Origin of the sequence: Agrobacterium larrymoorei (assembly GCF_013322225.1) — a bacterium.
GTDB classification, from domain to species: domain Bacteria; phylum Pseudomonadota; class Alphaproteobacteria; order Rhizobiales; family Rhizobiaceae; genus Agrobacterium; species Agrobacterium larrymoorei_A.
The window spans coordinates 1-15991 of the sequence record NZ_JAAMFB010000022.1 but is presented as its reverse complement, the minus strand read 5'-3'; the positions used below and the strand labels follow the sequence as shown (position 1 = coordinate 15991).

The following is a 15991-nucleotide window of genomic DNA, read 5'->3' as shown; positions in this document are numbered from 1 at the left end:
ATCAAGGAGGTGACATGGTCGCCGCTCTACGCCTCGCCCAGAAAGTTGCCTTCGATGCATATTTCCATTTTGCCGATGACGATGGTTGGGCGATGGCAAGTCATGTGGCACTGTCCATTCTGCTTGCGCTGTTTCCGTTCCTGATCTTCGGTACTGCTCTCGCAAGCTTTCTGGGTGCCGACCAGTTTTCAGAAACGGCGGTCCATCTGATCTTCGATACATGGCCGGAAGCGATCGCAGGGCCACTCGCGGCTCAGGTGCAGCAGGTTCTGACGATACCGCGCGGCGGATTGCTGACGATCTCGGTTCTGGCGGCGGCATACTTTGCCTCCAATGGCGTAGAAGCGATCCGCATTTCACTGAACCGCGCCTATCGTGTCAGCGAAACGCGCTGGTGGTACGTCACACGCCTGCTCAGCCTGTTTTACGTCATCATCGCCGTTGTCATCTTTACCGGAATCAGCATCGTTCTGGTCGCGGTGCCGGTCGCGCTGTCTTTCGCCGAAACGCGGTTTCCGTTGCTCACGGATGTTTTGAAGACGATCTCGAACCTCGGCCTTTACGGCACCATTATCGTGCTTGCCGCAGGTCTGGTTGCGGCCCATCTGTGGCTGCCAGCAGGTCGTCGCAAAGTGTGGGACGTTCTTCCTGGCATTGTGCTGACGCTGATTTTCTGGGTGATCGGTGCCGGGATTTTCGCTTACTACCTCGCCACTTTCGCCAACTACTCGGCGACCTATGCCGGTCTCGCCTCGGTCATGATCGTGCTGGTCTTCCTTTACATGGTCGGCGTCATCTTCATGCTGGGAGCGGAGGTCAATGCGGCGCTGATGAAGTACCGGGTTCGCCACATCGTCAAGGCAGGTATCCATAATGGCAGTCTGAAGCAGGCCCTAGAGGCCGACGAGGCTGCGGATATCTGAAGGGCTGCGGCCTTGTGCTCGAAGCAAAGAGAGACCAGTGCTGCCCTCGCTTTTTGAAAGCTTGCGGCCATCCGGTCCTGTTATCAGACGGTGATGATAATAATCCGGCACCGGCAGGCCCAGCAAATGCTGCAACAGCCGGTGGACGGAGGTCGCGTGAAACAGGTCCAGTCCGCGGACCACATGGGTAACGCCCTGAAGAGCATCATCCAGCACGACGGACAGATGATAGCTGGACGGCGCGTCGGAGCGCGAAAGGACGACATCGCCCCAAGCGGCGGGATCCGCCGACAAAATCTCCTCTCCGTCTCCACGGTTCTCTTTCCACGTCAACGGAGTGGAGACGAGAGAAAGGGCTTTGTCCATGTCCAGCCGCCAGGCGTGCTTGATCCCGGAAGCCAGAAGGTCTGCGACATCCTGTGGGGAGCGCTCCTTGTCGACCGCCGGATAAAGCGGCGCGCCATCCGGGTCTCGCGGCCAATTACCAGCCGTCATCTCCTGTCCTGCTACGAAAGACTTGATCTCACCGCGGCTCATAAATGACGGGTAAGCAAGACCCATGGCAATGAGTTTGTCCAATGCGGAGCGATACTCCACAAAGTGTTCCGATTGTCTACGAACGGGCTCTTCCCATGTCATTCCAAGCCAATGGAGATCATCGTATATCGCCGATTCCAGTGCCGGCGTGCAGCGCGCCTGATCAATGTCTTCGATCCGCAACAGGAATTGCCCGTCTTTTTCCGTCGCCATATCGTGGTTTATGAAAGCCGAAAGCGCATGCCCCAGATGCAACGGGCCATTGGGGCTGGGGGCGAAACGGAAAACCGGTTTTTGACGAAAGGATAAAGCCATGGTTTCTTTTGCCATGCTTCGTTATGACTTGCCATCTCGCGTGTGAGGCCCGTTTGAACATCATCACCAACATAGCGGATATCGAGGCAGGTGTGGCCGCACTCTGCCTGATCGACCCGCGTCTCGAAACCATCGTAAGTAAGGCTGGCCCGGTGCCGCTTCGCTTGAGCGAGCCTGGTTTTGCCGGGCTTGCGCGCACCATCGTTTCGCAGATGGTGTCGCGTGCCAGCGCAGATGCCATATGGCGCCGAATGCTGGCTGGAACGGGTGAAGTGACGGCGCGGAATTTTCTCGCTGTCGATACCGAGACGCTTGCCGGGTTTGGCCTTTCAAGAGCGAAAACCAGAACGCTTCAGGGGGTGGCCGAAGCGGTCGTCAATGGTGGCCTCGATCTCGTTGAATTGAGCCGTATGGACGGTGAACTGGCATTGCGGGAGTTGACGGCGCTGAGCGGAGTAGGGCCTTGGACCGCGGAAGTCTATCTGATGTTTTGCGGTGGCCATGTCGATATCTTTCCGGCAGGCGATGTAGCCTTGCAGGCGGCGGTGGCGCACGCGCTGGAAATGGGAGCCAGACCCACAGCCAGACAACTCGGCGAATTGGCACTTTCATGGTCGCCCTGGAGATCGGTCGCTGCGCGCATTTTCTGGGCCTATTATGCGGCAATCAACAGGCGGGACGCCTTGCCCATCGCCTGAAATCCGCCTTTCTTTCAGCGCTTCATTTATTTGCTTCACAATCCTGTAACAACAGACCTAATATACAGGTGCAGATGCCGAATCGATCAGGAGAAGCCCTTGACGATTGCAGTTTCACCACAGGCCCTGCCGGCGCTCGTTCTGAACGCGGACTATAGGCCACTGAGTTATTATCCCTTGTCGTTATGGTCCTGGCAGGACGCGATCAAGGCAGTTTTCCTCGACCGTGTGAACATTATCGCTGAATATGATCAGGCGGTATGTTCCCCCAGCTTTTCCATGCGGCTGCCAAGTGTCGTCAGCTTGAAGACCTATATCCAGCCGACGCGGAATCCTGCGTTTACGCGCTTTAACGTGTTCTTGCGGGACAAGTTCGAATGCCAGTATTGTGGTGCTGACGATGACCTGACGTTCGATCACGTCATCCCCCGCGCCCATGGCGGCGAAACGACCTGGCACAATGTCGTCGCCGCTTGCTCACCCTGTAATCTGAAAAAGGGAAGCAAGCTGCCGAAGCAGGCGGGCATGTTCCCGCATCAGAAGCCTTACCAGCCGACGGTGCAGGATTTGCACAATAATGGGCGGTCGTTCCCGCCCAATTACCTGCATGAGAGCTGGATGGACTATCTTTACTGGGATACCGAGCTGCAGCCCTGATTTCTCTGGGTTGCTGCTAGAGCGTTTCCATTTAACAAGGAAACGCTCTCATGGCTTCAGGCGCTCTTGCGCGCCGCGCCCCAAAACGCGATTGCGGCCAGTGCGATGCTGGCAATCACATTCCATCCGGCAAAGGAAAGTCCCAGCACGCGCAACGCAGCGTCGTTGCAGGATGGTGCCTTGATGGCATTGAGATCGCTCAGGAGATTACCGGCATTGGTGGTGATTGAAGGCGCGCCAGTGGCGCAAGTCGTTGGCCCCGGCCAGAAGCCCCACTCGACGCCCGAATGATAAACGCCCATCCCGGCACCGATCAGCATGGCTATGCCAATGATGACCAGCGCCGCTCTCGTCAGCCAAGTCGGCAACCTGAAAATGCTGGTGGCGATGGCAATAAGGCCTACGGGAATTGCGAAATAATACGGGTCTCGTTGCAAAAGGCAAAGGGCACAAGGCGTATACCCGCCAATATGCTGAAATCCGAGGGCGGTGCCTATGGTCACCACCATTCCGGCTGTAACGAAGACCGCAGGAAGCGTGCGGCTTTTTTCTGTAGAGGCTGCGTATGCCATGATGGCCCTTCGTGTCTTGGGGGAAATTTCAAATCACCCGAACAGGTGCAAAATAAGGCGGGACATTGGTTGCCTCATGGGTCTAATCCACTCTGCGCAGGCTGGCAATTCCGAGGGACGTCGCCCGTCAGCAAAGTTTCGTGAAATCGCGATTTCCGCAAAAATCAGGTTGACCTTAAGCCCGCGGTTCGTATAGTCCGCCGCATACCACCCGGACATGGTTCGGAGTTGCCCCTTTGGCGGAATTGGTAGACGCGCCTGACTCAAAATCAGGTTCCGAGAGGAGTGCTGGTTCGATTCCGGCAAGGGGCACCAAAAATCGCGATTCCCACTGAACGCGAAGTCTTTTTATGGTTTCTTTTCAGCTGCTAAGAGCGTTAGCAAGAACGGCCTATATTTTCAGCCGTCCAATATATCCCAACCGACAAGAAATCGACCAATGTCTCATGACGCGATACGGCGCTGATGGTTGACGAGATCGTGTATTTTCTGTTCGCCATCGGCGATAAGTCGAGGCAATTCTCGTGATCGTTCGCGGCTGAGTGGGATGCCGGTTGTCAGGAACGCTACCTTGAGCGCTGGCCAGTCAAAATGTTCGATGAGCATATCCCAAAGGATGATGCTTGAGTTGCACACCCCGGCCCGCTCGGTCAAAAAGTCTTTCCAGCGTGCCAGCTTGGGGTCGTTCATGCTGCGGGAAAACCCGACGCGGCAGGAATAATATGCGTCGATTGTCAGCCCTAGATCCTGTGCCATCAGCGATAGGCCGATTTCATAACGCTGAATGATTTCGCTTTTGGGAAGCATATGCGCTTTGGCGAAGCTCTCCATGAAAACCGGAAACAATTTTTTCTGTGCTTCGCTGTCGAATGACAGGAAATAGCTCTGAACGTGATGGGCAATCTCGTGGTTATCGCTCAGCCCGTAAATGTTGCTTGTTTGCCGCTCCACAGCGTCGAAGAATGGCTGCATCGGCCGAACCGGAAAGTAGATGCTGTCATTGGCAAAGAAGACGCGCTCGTAGTGCTCTCCACAATCCGCGCCGAGTTGTGATAACGCCAGCCACCACGATCCGAAGTCGTGACCATTGTTGAGTTTGACGAAGACATGTCTGACGTAGGGGAGAACCTTCTTCAGCTCAGCTTCATTTCGGGTTGGTGTGACGAAAACGATATCGGTTCCGGCGTCCTGAAGCGCCTTTAGATAGGTGATGACATAGGGGTCGATGATGTCGTGACGGTCGAAATGGGCGAACAAGCAGAGATATTTGCCTTTGGCATGAGTATTTCCAGCCAGTTGATCGACAAGCGTCACATCACGCTTTTCGCCGTAAAACGGCTTCCCTTCCTTTCGAAAGGCGGACAATCCCTCGTTAAAAAGATGCGCCAGCCCGGTACGGTACTGCCCGCTGCGGACAGCGATTGCGGCTTCTGGATTGTCCTCAAGGTAGGCCTTGGCGTTGTAGCCGTAAAGATGCTCGTCCATCGTGAATAAGAAGGGGGCCTTATCGGCCTCTGCCAGAGCAGCGCCCTCGATTACGAAGTGACGATATCCGCTCGCCACAAGGTTGGAGGCAACGACCTTGCGGAGCTTTTCGTTTCTGTCCAGATGAAGTTTTTCATCCCAAAGTGGATGCGGGGAGAGGCGCAGCCGTTCTCCAATGTCGACGTAATGCTCCAGCGCATTTCGCTCTCCAATAGCGTGCTCTCTGGCGTACCAACCGGTGTCAAAATAGGGGTTGGGATCGAACCCCTCCAGATGACCATGCGCAAGGTAATGCCTGAAAGGTCTCGCGGAAGCTACCGGATCGGCGGCATGTTTACGCCGGTAGTAGGACGTGTCGAATAACTCGTGAGGAGCATAGCCTAGCGCTTCACCGAGGGTCAGGAAGTGTTCGAGCGGATCGGTGTCTCCGATCAGATCATTTCTATGATTTTTCTTATAGAAACCGGTGTCGAACAGAGGATGCGGCCAATATCCTTTTGCGCTGCCGATCGTTACATAATGCTCGGCGGCGGTCATACCATTGGTGAGCGCCCAGGGGTGCTTCTTGCAGTACCATGCCGCGTCAAAAAGCGGATGTGGAGAATAGCCCGACCGTGCTCCAAGCTGGTCGTAATGATCCTTTGGCGTAATGTTCGAAGGAATGGCATCCGCATAGCGACCCTGATACCAGTCACCGTCGAAGAGCCAGTTGGGTATTGTCCACATATTGGTCTCTTCTATTTTTTATGAGTCTGAACGCGTGCGTAGAAAAGCGTTCCACTCATCGTTTTCCCCGCTTTGAAGCGCACCCTTAACCGCGCCGGAGCTGGCTTTGAGATATTCAGAATGCGCGGTTAGATCTTTGATCTGCTTTTGTTGCTGTAGGATTGCAGCATGTTGTCGCTTGATGATGTCATAATAGGGTTTTCGCTCAGCGATAACGCGCGTGAGGACCTGTTGAGCATTCGTGACAGTGGGATTTCCGCTGACACTTTCCTGCAGGGCAAATTCGTCATTCGCATAGCGCAAGAGGTCGTCAGCGTTGAGTTCGATCTCGATCGCTCTGGCCATTACGATCAGGAGGTCAAGCACGCGCGTTGACAACTCCGAGGCTGGTTTGACGCAGAAGTCTACGCCGCTCAAGGCTTCCACCGCGCCGCGGTAAAAAAGATAGCCCAATTCTATCGGCCCCGGAGCACTCCATTCCTGGTCGATGAAGGTGATATGGACGTTATCCTGAACAATGAGGTTGCGAGGGATAGCATCGATAGCGCTCGGCGGGAGAAGAGTGTGCTTGTTATAGGGAACGCTTTCCAGGTCTTGTTTGTAGATATCGGTGACCGTGAGCCACCAGACTTTTGCCCATAGAGCGATATCGTTCTGACTCCACCCTTGGCGTTGCATCAACAGGCGCAGACGGTCTCGCCAAATTTCGCCACCAACGAGCGGCTCATGTGTTTCCTTGAGTTGAGGAGCGCCGGGGACTGGTGAGGCAGGGGTCTTCGACAGCGCCTTTCGCACAGCGGCGAAGGAGCCTTCTTCATGTCTAAATTCAACGACTTTGGCATATTGCGGCAACCGGGTATGTCCGTAGTGATATGCGAAGACATCTCCCGCGTTTCGCTTTTGCCGCCCGGCAACGATGAGGAATGAATTGGCCAGATCTGCGGCAAGACCGTTTCTGGTGATGGCACTCCAGGCGAGATCCAGGGAAAACGTGGTGATTTCAGGCGCCTGACGGTCGGCACGGCAAGCTTCGCCAATCATTGCCGCGATATCCACCGGCATGTCGTTGGACACGAGAGCATCTTCAGAGATGACCGTTATCGGGAGCTTATAATCCGGGAAGGGGAACCACCATTCCTGTTCCCCTAATCCAGCAGTACGAAGACGCTGATCCAGCTCCTTCTTGCCGAATGTGACGACAGTCGATGAATTGTAGTTGCCTTCGATCCCCACCATAGGCTTTGCAAGGTGATCTTCATTGTAACCAGCAAAGTATTTGAGCCCAAGCTGGTTTTCGATCGCTACGATCAAAACTCCATCTGGCTCAAGGAGTTCGGCCGCTCTCTCCAGCATGAGATCCACGGGATCACGTCCATCGGCGCTCGGAAAGAAAACGCGGGCATATTCAAGGACGCCAATCAGGGTGACCGTCTTGAATTTCCGATCGGTCATGAAATTCTGGAAGGGTTCCGCCAGAACTTCGACGGTCTTAAGATCGCGGCAGCGTTCAGCAGTGATCATTGCGCGGCGTGTGCTGCCCTCAAGAGCGACGACTTCCAGTCCTTCCTCACCGAGAAAACGTGTAATTGCACCGCAACCACAGCCGATTTCCAAAACTGGTCCCTCAAGCGATTTGACGATGGGGCGCATCAAGTTCGCTCTCAATGGGCTGAGGTGGTACAGGGATGGCCAGTCGGTGATCGCGGATTTCAAGGGTACAGATAGCACAGACTTGTCCGACGCAGATTTTATGATGCGATAAACCCGGTTTTCAACTTCGTCGCCGTCAGAATACTTGAAGCTTTCACCGCCATTCGGGCGAGCCCATATGTTCGCCGCCTCATCATAACGATAATGCTTCTGGAGTTCTGTGCGCATGGGAAGATGAATCCTGCTCGTTTGTCGCAGGATCAAAGTCTTGGCTCCCACGGTCTTTAGACATACGCGGTGTTTTTGCAGATCAAGCTTTAGCGGGCCTTACCTTGTTTGAACGGGTTTGTGCAGACCGCAGCAAACAGGGTGGCGCAAGATTGAGGGGAGATAATGCCGGGAGAGCACCATGGAATTGAGCGCGCTCGAGCCTTGCTCGAAAACAGCCGAGGAAACGTAAGTTGACGATAAACCAGCCTTCCCCCCCGATAATGCCCGTCGGCCTGCCGGATCTCCAGCAGTTGAACGAAAGGGCCGAGCAGACGGGTGGAGTTCTCGTTTACCAGCCGTATCTCGATGCGGGCCAGCTTCAGGGCATTGATCCTCTCGCGCTTGCCTTCGACATCTCGTTCAATACGCAGTCCGGCACCCGCGAATATGAACTTTTCCGTATTCTCGACCAGCACCATGCGGCTGTCGATTTGCCTGAAAACATGTTCTGGGGGCTGGTCTCCAGCAAGTTCGAACTAAAGTCCGTTTCGACGCTGACGTCGTTCATTTCGGAAGCGGAGCTCGCGCTAAAGAGCGGTGCAGATGCCTATCTCTACAATCCGCTGATCGGCCACGCCGCGATTTACAGCAATGTCTGGGAACATGCGATGATGGGCGGTCATCCCGGCATGAATCCCATTTTTCAGTATTTGCAAAACAAGGGTTATCCGATTGCTGCTCCGCAGGGTCGAACGTCCTTTTTCTTCTGCAACTACTTCGTTGCAAACCGAAGATTCTGGCAGGGCTATTTTGCCTTCTGTGAACACGTATTGGATTCGCTTGAACGGGAAGCGGAACTGGGAACACCGGTGGGTAAGGCCTATAGCGGAAACGCAAACTACAGCCGTGACGCGGATGCCGCGATGCGGCCCTTCGTTATCGAACGTCTTCTGGGCCTTTACATTCCCCATGCAGTGGCAAGCGGAATGACCGTATCCGCGTTCGTCCCATCTGCGGAAGATTTCGAATGGAGGTTCGGCGGACGCGTCGGTCGTTATCTGCACAGCCTTTTCGAGTGCAAGGAAGAGTTTCTGCAAAGCAAGGACAAGGCCTATCTGGAAGCATGGCAGGAAACGCGCATGCCGATCGTCAAGCAGCCGCAGCTTATATGGCATGGCGATGATCCCCCGACCTGGATGCCGCGTATGCACCGGGAAGCGTCGCCGCAGGGCATCGGCAGTGCGTGCAGCCGTGGAGACAAATCTTTGCCTCCACCCTATGCTGCGGCATTGACGGCAATGAAGCAGCCTGTTGCACCGGTGCCTGCCGCTCCCGCCATACCTGCTCCCGTCGATCCCCGTTTGATCCCGTTTGTAGGTGGGTGGGAGGCGCATAAGAACCGGCATTGCATCTGGATCGTCACCCCCCCGGGTTACACGCATAGTCAAGCTTTCGACGAGGTCGCGCAGGGGCTTCAGGGAGCCTTCGAAGAACTTGGCGGTTCCGCGCCCATCATTCGTCAGGTTGGTGAGTTTGCTGGTCGTTCGCCGATCATCTACGGCGCTAATCTGCTCACGAGCGAGGTGGCGTCTCGCATGCCGAAAGGCAGCGTGATCATGAATCTGGAGCAGGTCTCGGCAGACAGTACCTGGATAAACGAACGTTATACAGCCGTGCTGAAAACTCTCCCGGTGCTGGATTACAGCCAGCGCAACAGGGAAAATCTGGCGGGCAAAGGCATTACGCACGCCCGCGTGCTGGAGGTGGGTTACAGCAAGCGTCTGACACGTATCCCGCAAAATCACGAAAAAGACATCGATGTCCTGTTCTATGGTTCGATGAATGACCGCAGGCGCGACATTCTGGTGGCGCTACGCGATGAAGGCCTGAACGTAAAGCCGCTATTCAACGTGTACGGACAAGAGCGAGACGAGGCGATTGCGAGAGCGAAAGTCGTCATAAACATCCACCATTATGAAAGCGCGGTTTTCGAGATCGTCAGGATTTCCTATCTGCTGGCCAACGGGGTTTGCGTTCTCAGCGAAGGAAATATTCATGATCCAGACCTTTCATCCTTCAAGGAGGGTGTCGCCATCGAGCGTTACGATGGTCTTGTGGAACGATGCAAGGCACTGATAGCTGACGCTGAGGGCCGGTCAATCATCGCCAATCGCGGCTTTGAAGCCATATCGTCGCGCTTGCAGGCCGATATGTTGATGAAGGTCATGCAGCAGGCTTGAAACGGACGAAACCCCTGCATTCTCTCAAGACCTTGGGACTGTCGAAATTTTGCAACGTGACGATCTCATGCTCTTTAAAGCGCGCAATCTCCATACCATATCATCGACGATAGAAGCGGGTTGAAAAGAACCTGCTGCTTCCGGAGCTTCGAACGATGGTTCCAGTTTCCGAAAAGGCCTGCCGCTCAAGGGGGCCTCATTCCAAACAATCCGGTCTGTGCCGAAAGCGGGCAGGGCGGTAAGAGGAGATGATGATATGAATATTGAAAAATATTCCGAGCGTGTACGTGGATTTCTTCAGTCGGCGCAGACCTATGCGCTTGCGGAAAACCACCAGCAATTCGCTGCCGAGCATGTATTGAAAGTCCTGCTGGACGATGACCAGGGCATGGCTGCATCCTTGGTCGAGCGCGCTGGCGGTAACGCGAAGGAAGCGCGGCTGGCAAACGATGCAGCTTTGGCGAAACTTCCGAAAGTTTCCGGCGGTAATGGTGGGCTTTCACTCACCGGACCGTTGGCGAAGGTCTTTTCGACCGCTGAAGACCTGTCCAAAAAAGCTGGCGATAGCTTCGTAACGGTCGAGCGGCTTTTGCAGGCGCTTGCCATCGAAAGCTCTGCCTCCACTTCATCTTCGTTGAAGAAGGCTGGCGTCACTGCGCAGGCCCTCAATCAGGTTATCAATGACATTCGCAAAGGCCGCACGGCCGATAGTGCCAATGCCGAACAGGGCTTCGATGCCCTGAAGAAATTCGCGCGCGATCTGACGGCCGAGGCGCGAGACGGCAAGCTCGATCCCGTGATTGGTCGCGACGATGAGATTCGCCGCACGATCCAGGTGTTGTCGCGCCGCACGAAGAACAATCCGGTTCTGATCGGTGAGCCCGGCGTCGGTAAAACGGCGATTGCCGAAGGCCTTGCGCTGCGCATCATAAATGGCGATGTGCCAGAAAGCCTGAAAGACAAGAAGCTGATGGCGCTCGATATGGGTGCGCTGATTGCTGGCGCGAAATATCGTGGAGAGTTCGAGGAGCGCCTGAAGGCTGTTCTGAACGAAGTTCAGGCAGAAAGTGGCGGCATCATTCTCTTTATCGATGAGATGCACACGCTTGTTGGCGCTGGCAAGGCGGACGGCGCCATGGACGCTTCCAACCTGCTGAAACCCGCTCTGGCGCGTGGCGAACTCCACTGCGTCGGCGCGACCACGCTGGACGAATATCGCAAGCATGTCGAAAAGGACCCGGCTCTTGCGCGTCGTTTCCAGCCCGTCGTGGTTGACGAGCCTACGGTCGAGGATACGATCTCCATTCTTCGTGGCTTGAAGGAAAAGTACGAGCAGCACCACAAGGTTCGAATTTCGGATTCGGCCCTGGTTGCGGCTGCTACCTTGTCGAACCGTTATATAACCGACCGTTTCCTGCCGGATAAGGCAATCGACCTGATGGACGAGGCCGCTTCGCGCCTCCGCATGCAGGTGGATTCCAAGCCTGAAGAGCTGGACGAACTGGATCGCCGTATCATTCAGCTGAAAATCGAGCGGGAAGCTCTCAAGCAGGAAACGGATTCGTCTTCCGCCGACCGCTTGAAGAAGCTCGAGGATGAGCTGGCCGATACGGAAGAGAAAGCAGACGCCCTGACGGCCCGCTGGCAGGCGGAAAAACAGAAGCTCGGTCATGCCGCAGACCTGAAAAAGCAACTGGACGAGGCACGCACCGAGCTGGCGACGGCTCAGCGCAGCGGCCAGTTCCAGCGTGCGGGCGAGCTTACCTACGGCATCATACCAGGCCTTGAAAAAGAACTTGCTGCCGCAGAAGAGCGCGATAGCAGCGGTTCCGGGTCGATGGTCCAGGAAGTGGTGACGGCGGATAATATCGCACACGTCGTTTCCCGCTGGACCGGTATCCCAGTGGACAAAATGCTGGAAGGTCAGCGTGAAAAGCTGCTTCGTATGGAAGACGAGCTCGGCAAGTCCGTGGTCGGTCAGGGCGAAGCTGTGCAGGCTGTCTCAAGAGCGGTTCGCCGTTCGCGTGCGGGCCTGCAGGATCCGAACCGCCCGATTGGCTCTTTCATCTTCCTCGGCCCGACCGGTGTCGGCAAAACCGAGTTGACGAAGGCGCTGGCACGCTTCCTGTTCGATGACGAAACTGCGATGGTTCGCCTCGACATGTCGGAATATATGGAGAAACACTCCGTTGCCCGGTTGATCGGTGCGCCTCCAGGCTATGTCGGCTATGAGGAAGGTGGAGCTTTGACCGAAGCGGTTCGTCGCCGTCCGTATCAGGTCGTGCTGTTCGATGAGATCGAGAAGGCGCATCCTGACGTGTTCAACGTTCTGCTTCAGGTTCTGGATGACGGACGTCTCACGGACGGTCAAGGTCGCACCGTCGACTTCAAGAATACCATCATCATCATGACATCGAATCTGGGTTCGGAATTCCTGACGCAGATGAGCGATAATGACGATGTGGATTCTGTGCGTGAGTTGGTGATGGAACGGGTACGGTCGCATTTCCGCCCCGAGTTCCTGAACCGCGTCGACGACATCATCCTGTTTCACCGCCTGCATAGGAATGAGATGGGCGCTATCGTCGATATCCAGTTGCAACGCCTCCTCACGCTGCTCAGCGATCGTAAGATCACGCTCGATCTGGATGAGGACGCTCGTATCTGGTTGGCGAATAAGGGTTACGACCCGGCCTATGGCGCTCGTCCGCTAAAGCGCGTCATTCAGAAGTCGGTGCAGGATCGTCTTGCGGAGATGATTCTGGGCGGGGAAATCCCGGACGGCGCGCACGTAAAAGTAACGTCTGGAACCGATAGACTGCTGTTCAAGGTCAAGCCGTCCCACGTGAATGTGGAAACCGCCAGCGCAGCGTAAAATCAAAAAGGAAAGGGCCTGGTTAAGGGCCCTTTTTTATTATCTGCTCGCGACCTGATCGGACTTGCCATCGGTGTTGAGCAAGGCGTCGATTCGCCGCTTCTCATCAGAGAATCGGGCGAGCGCTTCCCCAGAAAGTGATTTTCCACCGGGAAGACGTACCTTCATTGCGTCGACTTTCGTGCCGTTGACGATCAGCTCGTAATGAAGATGCGCGCCGGTCGATAGACCTGTCGATCCTACATAACCAATGACCTGACCCTGTGTGACACGCGCGCCATCGACGACACCCTTGGCGATGGCGTTCTGGTGATTATAAGATGATACATAGCCATTCGCATGGCGGATCAACGTCTGGTTTCCGTAGCCGGAAGCCCAGCCAGCCTTTTCCACGACCCCGTTACCGGTTGCGATGATCGGCGTGCCGCGGGGAGCCGCCCAGTCGGTACCGGTATGCATCCGGCTATACCGCAAAATAGGGTGACGGCGCATGCCGAAGCCAGATGTCATGCGGCCATTCGGAACCGGGTTACGGATCAGGAACTGGCGGATACTCTTGCCTTCACCATCGAAATAATCGACGCTTCCATCGTCGGAATTCTGGAAGCGATAAAAGCGGGTTTCATTGTCACCGAACTTCGCGTTGACATAGAGCAACTCGGATTGCGGTGTCGCCTTGCCGTCCGGTCCTTCAACGGAGAAGAAAGCTTCAAGTGCATCCGTCGGCTTCAGCTGAGCCTGAAAATCGACGCTGCTTGCCAGAAGCTTGATCAGCTGGGAAACCATCGTCTGGTTCATCCCGTATGCAAGCGCTGCCTTGTAGACGCCGTCATAAACCCGCGGGAGATCGCGGTTCGTATTGAGTATAGTGTTGCCGCCCTCAAAAGCGCTTGCAACTGCATCGAGTTGCGGCGGTTCACTTGCGCGCACGAAAACCTTGTCGTCATTCGTAGCCACCGTCATGACGTGCCGTGACTTGCGGTAAAGGCTGATGCGTACGATGTCGGCCTGTTCATCGTTCTGGATGATGCCCACCCGCAGGACGTCACCCGCCTCCGCGTCGGACGATCCGTACTCCGCAGCCAGCGCCTTCGATGTCTGCTTTGCCTGTTCTTTGGAGTAGCCCGCCCCGAAGAGAGCTTCCTCGATCTTTTCTGCCTGGCGCACGGGAATCACATCATCTGCATATTCCGGTAGTTGAACGGTCGCAGCCTGGGGCGTGGAAACGGACATGTTCTGCTCGACCACGCGTGCGGACAGTCCGGCAGTGATATCGACGTCTTCATCGGCCTCGAAGCGACGCGGATCGATATAATAAAGGGCCGCAAGCTGTTCGTTACCATCCGTCAATATGGAGCCGTTGGAACGAACTGCTTCCTCGACCTCATCGAAACTCATCGAACTTGCATAGGCGAATTTGCTGCTTCGCGTCGGAAACGCCACCGTCTTCAGGCTGACTTCCGATTCCACTTCGGAGCCGTAGATGGTGCCGGTTCTGCTGGCGGCAGACGGTTCATTCTCTTCATCCGTTGCAAAGATATTGAGCGGATCGAAGGGTGGGTATTCTTCCTGAGAATTGTAGTTGGCAGCGAGCGCGATCTTCACATGAGCGAAGGGCACCTTGCGTACCACTTCCTTGTCACCATCGTGAATGACAGTAGAAACCTCCAACACGGATCGGTCGGAAGGCCGTGCAGCGATATTGGGAGCCACAAGGCGTATGCCGCGACGAACGGTCTCGGAAGCGGATTGCTCCATATCGCTACGGGCAAAGGCCTCAGCTGGAATAGCGAGCTGCTGACGCCCGTCGAGGGCTGCGAACAACGCGACGCCCATCAAAATGGAAGAGGTGATGCCTGTCAGGAAGGTGCCGCTGAGCCAGCGAAGGGAGATTTCTCGACGATCAGGGGCTCGTCGCCCTTCCGCCAATATGGGCGGCTCGGTGCCGAGCGAACGGATCATATCCCGATCCGACGTCATGCCTTTAGCGACCCGTTTTGCATTTGATCTCCTGAACCCGTCTAAGGAAGGTGTGCAACTTTCGAAGTCGCGAGTCAAACATTGCAGGGTTCGATGAGGCTGCGTCCCCTGCTTTCATGTAACCATTCGTTAAGAGATGCAGATATGGGCAACTCGCGGCGAAAAAGTGGCGTGTCTCTATGCTGTTTCCGTTTGAAGGGCCAGAAGAGGTGTTTGAGGTGCTTTCGTTAGGTGAGTTGGTGGTAAAATTTGAAATAGCCTAGCAAAAACATATGGATATTTGTTTTTCTCATTTTTATGAAAAAGCGCTGTTGACTATGTCCAAGGCCTTCCCTTATAAGTCCGCTCACTGACGAGGGCGGCGGCGCTGCTGGCGACGAAGTTCCTCGTTCTAAAGAAATCACGATATGATGAGCGGGTTGCTTGTTGTTTTGCCGGGTTTAGGCTTGGTGAGGTTGATTTTGTGACGCTTAGATGTGTCAGTTTTTTGACAATTGAATATGAGAAGAAAGAGAAACGTGGGCGGCGAGGCTTGCGGGACTGGTAGAGATACTGGTTTCTGGAATAGACTTTGACGGTCACGTTTTAATGAGAATACACCTGATCTTGATTGGCTTCGATACCTTTCGCCATTGCTTTGCAATGGCGGGACCGAAGCTGTCCATTTTGCGCGCTGTGAAGCGTGTTGATGGTCTTGAGATTGGTGTGAAGTTCTCGTCGATTCAGAATGACGTGATTTTGTTCAAGATTGAATTCTCAACTTGAGAGTTTGATCCTGGCTCAGAACGAACGCTGGCGGCAGGCTTAACACATGCAAGTCGAACGCCCCTCCTTCAAGCAAGCTTGAAGGAATTTTCCTTGAAAGGAAGAAGATCTAAGAATGCTTCTTTAAGAAGCTTTCTTGATGGAGGGGAGTGGCAGACGGGTGAGTAACGCGTGGGAATCTACCCATCTCTGCGGAATAGCTCCGGGAAACTGGAATTAATACCGCATACGCCCTACGGGGGAAAGATTTATCGGGGATGGATGAGCCCGCGTTGGATTAGCTAGTTGGTGGGGTAAAGGCCTACCAAGGCGACGATCCATAGCTGGTCTGAGAGGATGATCAGCCACATTGGGACTG

10 protein-coding genes, 1 tRNA gene and 1 rRNA gene are annotated in these 15991 nt (G+C 55.1%); 7 read left to right on the top strand and 5 right to left on the bottom strand.

Annotated elements, in window-relative coordinates; translation table 11 throughout:
• Positions 1 to 14: 14 nt before the first annotated feature.
• Positions 15 to 923, top strand: a complete 909-nt coding sequence (locus G6L28_RS13440; RefSeq protein WP_174064337.1) for a YihY/virulence factor BrkB family protein — start codon at positions 15 to 17, stop codon at positions 921 to 923.
• Here G6L28_RS13440 and gluQRS read toward each other — a convergent pair.
• Entirely contained in the window at positions 894 to 1790 is an 897-nt protein-coding gene (gene gluQRS, locus G6L28_RS13435; protein WP_174064336.1) for a tRNA glutamyl-Q(34) synthetase GluQRS, read from the bottom strand. The genes G6L28_RS13440 and gluQRS overlap by 30 nt on opposite strands.
• Positions 1791 to 1828: 38 nt before the next feature.
• On the opposite strand from gluQRS, the gene G6L28_RS13430 reads away from it, so the two are divergent.
• Both G6L28_RS13430 and G6L28_RS13425 read left to right on the top strand, forming a co-directional pair.
• Entirely contained in the window at positions 1829 to 2473 is a 645-nt protein-coding gene (locus G6L28_RS13430; RefSeq protein WP_234902570.1) for a DNA-3-methyladenine glycosylase family protein, read from the top strand.
• A gap of 99 nt (positions 2474 to 2572) precedes the next feature.
• Positions 2573 to 3130 (top strand): HNH endonuclease, encoded by a 558-nt coding sequence (locus G6L28_RS13425; protein ID WP_174064334.1) that lies wholly within the window; start codon positions 2573 to 2575, stop codon positions 3128 to 3130.
• Between the two features lie 56 nt (positions 3131 to 3186).
• Here the strand turns inward: G6L28_RS13425 and G6L28_RS13420 are convergent, their stop codons facing one another.
• Positions 3187 to 3702 (bottom strand): disulfide bond formation protein B, encoded by a 516-nt coding sequence (locus G6L28_RS13420; protein WP_174064333.1) that lies wholly within the window; start codon positions 3700 to 3702, stop codon positions 3187 to 3189.
• 230 nt (positions 3703 to 3932) lie between these two features.
• Here G6L28_RS13420 and G6L28_RS13415 point away from each other — a divergent pair.
• A tRNA-Leu gene (locus G6L28_RS13415) sits at positions 3933 to 4017 on the top strand.
• 129 nt (positions 4018 to 4146) lie between these two features.
• Here the strand turns inward: G6L28_RS13415 and G6L28_RS13410 are convergent.
• Positions 4147 to 5913, bottom strand: coding sequence for a rhamnan synthesis F family protein (locus G6L28_RS13410; RefSeq protein ID WP_174064332.1), 1767 nt, complete (start codon positions 5911 to 5913; stop codon positions 4147 to 4149).
• An 18-nt stretch (positions 5914 to 5931) separates the two neighbouring features.
• Positions 5932 to 7791 carry a class I SAM-dependent methyltransferase gene (locus G6L28_RS13405; RefSeq protein WP_174064331.1) on the bottom strand — a complete coding sequence of 620 codons (1860 nt, stop codon included), beginning with the start codon at positions 7789 to 7791 and terminating at the stop codon, positions 5932 to 5934.
• Between the two features lie 233 nt (positions 7792 to 8024).
• Between G6L28_RS13405 and G6L28_RS13400 the strand changes: the two genes are divergently transcribed.
• Together G6L28_RS13400 and clpB are read left to right on the top strand one after the other, a co-directional pair.
• The gene (locus G6L28_RS13400; protein WP_174064330.1) at positions 8025 to 10013 is read left to right on the top strand and encodes a glycosyltransferase family 1 protein; all 1989 of its coding nucleotides are present in this window, start codon (positions 8025 to 8027) and stop codon (positions 10011 to 10013) included.
• A 256-nt stretch (positions 10014 to 10269) separates the two neighbouring features.
• Positions 10270 to 12888 carry an ATP-dependent chaperone ClpB gene (gene clpB / locus G6L28_RS13395; protein WP_174064329.1) on the top strand — a complete coding sequence of 873 codons (2619 nt, stop codon included), beginning with the start codon at positions 10270 to 10272 and terminating at the stop codon, positions 12886 to 12888.
• Positions 12889 to 12927: 39 nt separating this feature from the next.
• Here clpB and G6L28_RS13390 read toward each other — a convergent pair whose 3' ends face one another.
• Positions 12928 to 14868 (bottom strand): M23 family metallopeptidase, encoded by a 1941-nt coding sequence (locus tag G6L28_RS13390; protein ID WP_174064328.1) that lies wholly within the window; start codon positions 14866 to 14868, stop codon positions 12928 to 12930.
• A gap of 757 nt (positions 14869 to 15625) precedes the next feature.
• Between G6L28_RS13390 and G6L28_RS13385 the strand changes: the two genes are divergently transcribed.
• A 16S ribosomal RNA gene (locus G6L28_RS13385) occupies positions 15626 to 15991 on the top strand; the annotation flags it as partial.

Excerpts from the sequence above, each read along its gene's own strand:
- G6L28_RS13440 (WP_174064337.1), top strand. The coding sequence starts at position 15 with ATGGTCGCCGCTCTACGCCTCGCCCAGAAAGTTGCCTTCGATGCATAT.
- gluQRS (WP_174064336.1), bottom strand. The coding sequence starts at position 1,790 with ATGGCAAAAGAAACCATGGCTTTATCCTTTCGTCAAAAACCGGTTTTC.
- G6L28_RS13420 (WP_174064333.1), bottom strand. The coding sequence starts at position 3,702 with ATGGCATACGCAGCCTCTACAGAAAAAAGCCGCACGCTTCCTGCGGTC.
- G6L28_RS13410 (WP_174064332.1), bottom strand. The coding sequence starts at position 5,913 with ATGTGGACAATACCCAACTGGCTCTTCGACGGTGACTGGTATCAGGGT.
- G6L28_RS13405 (WP_174064331.1), bottom strand. The coding sequence starts at position 7,791 with ATGCGCACAGAACTCCAGAAGCATTATCGTTATGATGAGGCGGCGAAC.
- clpB (WP_174064329.1), top strand. The coding sequence starts at position 10,270 with ATGAATATTGAAAAATATTCCGAGCGTGTACGTGGATTTCTTCAGTCG.
- G6L28_RS13390 (WP_174064328.1), bottom strand. The coding sequence starts at position 14,868 with ATGACGTCGGATCGGGATATGATCCGTTCGCTCGGCACCGAGCCGCCC.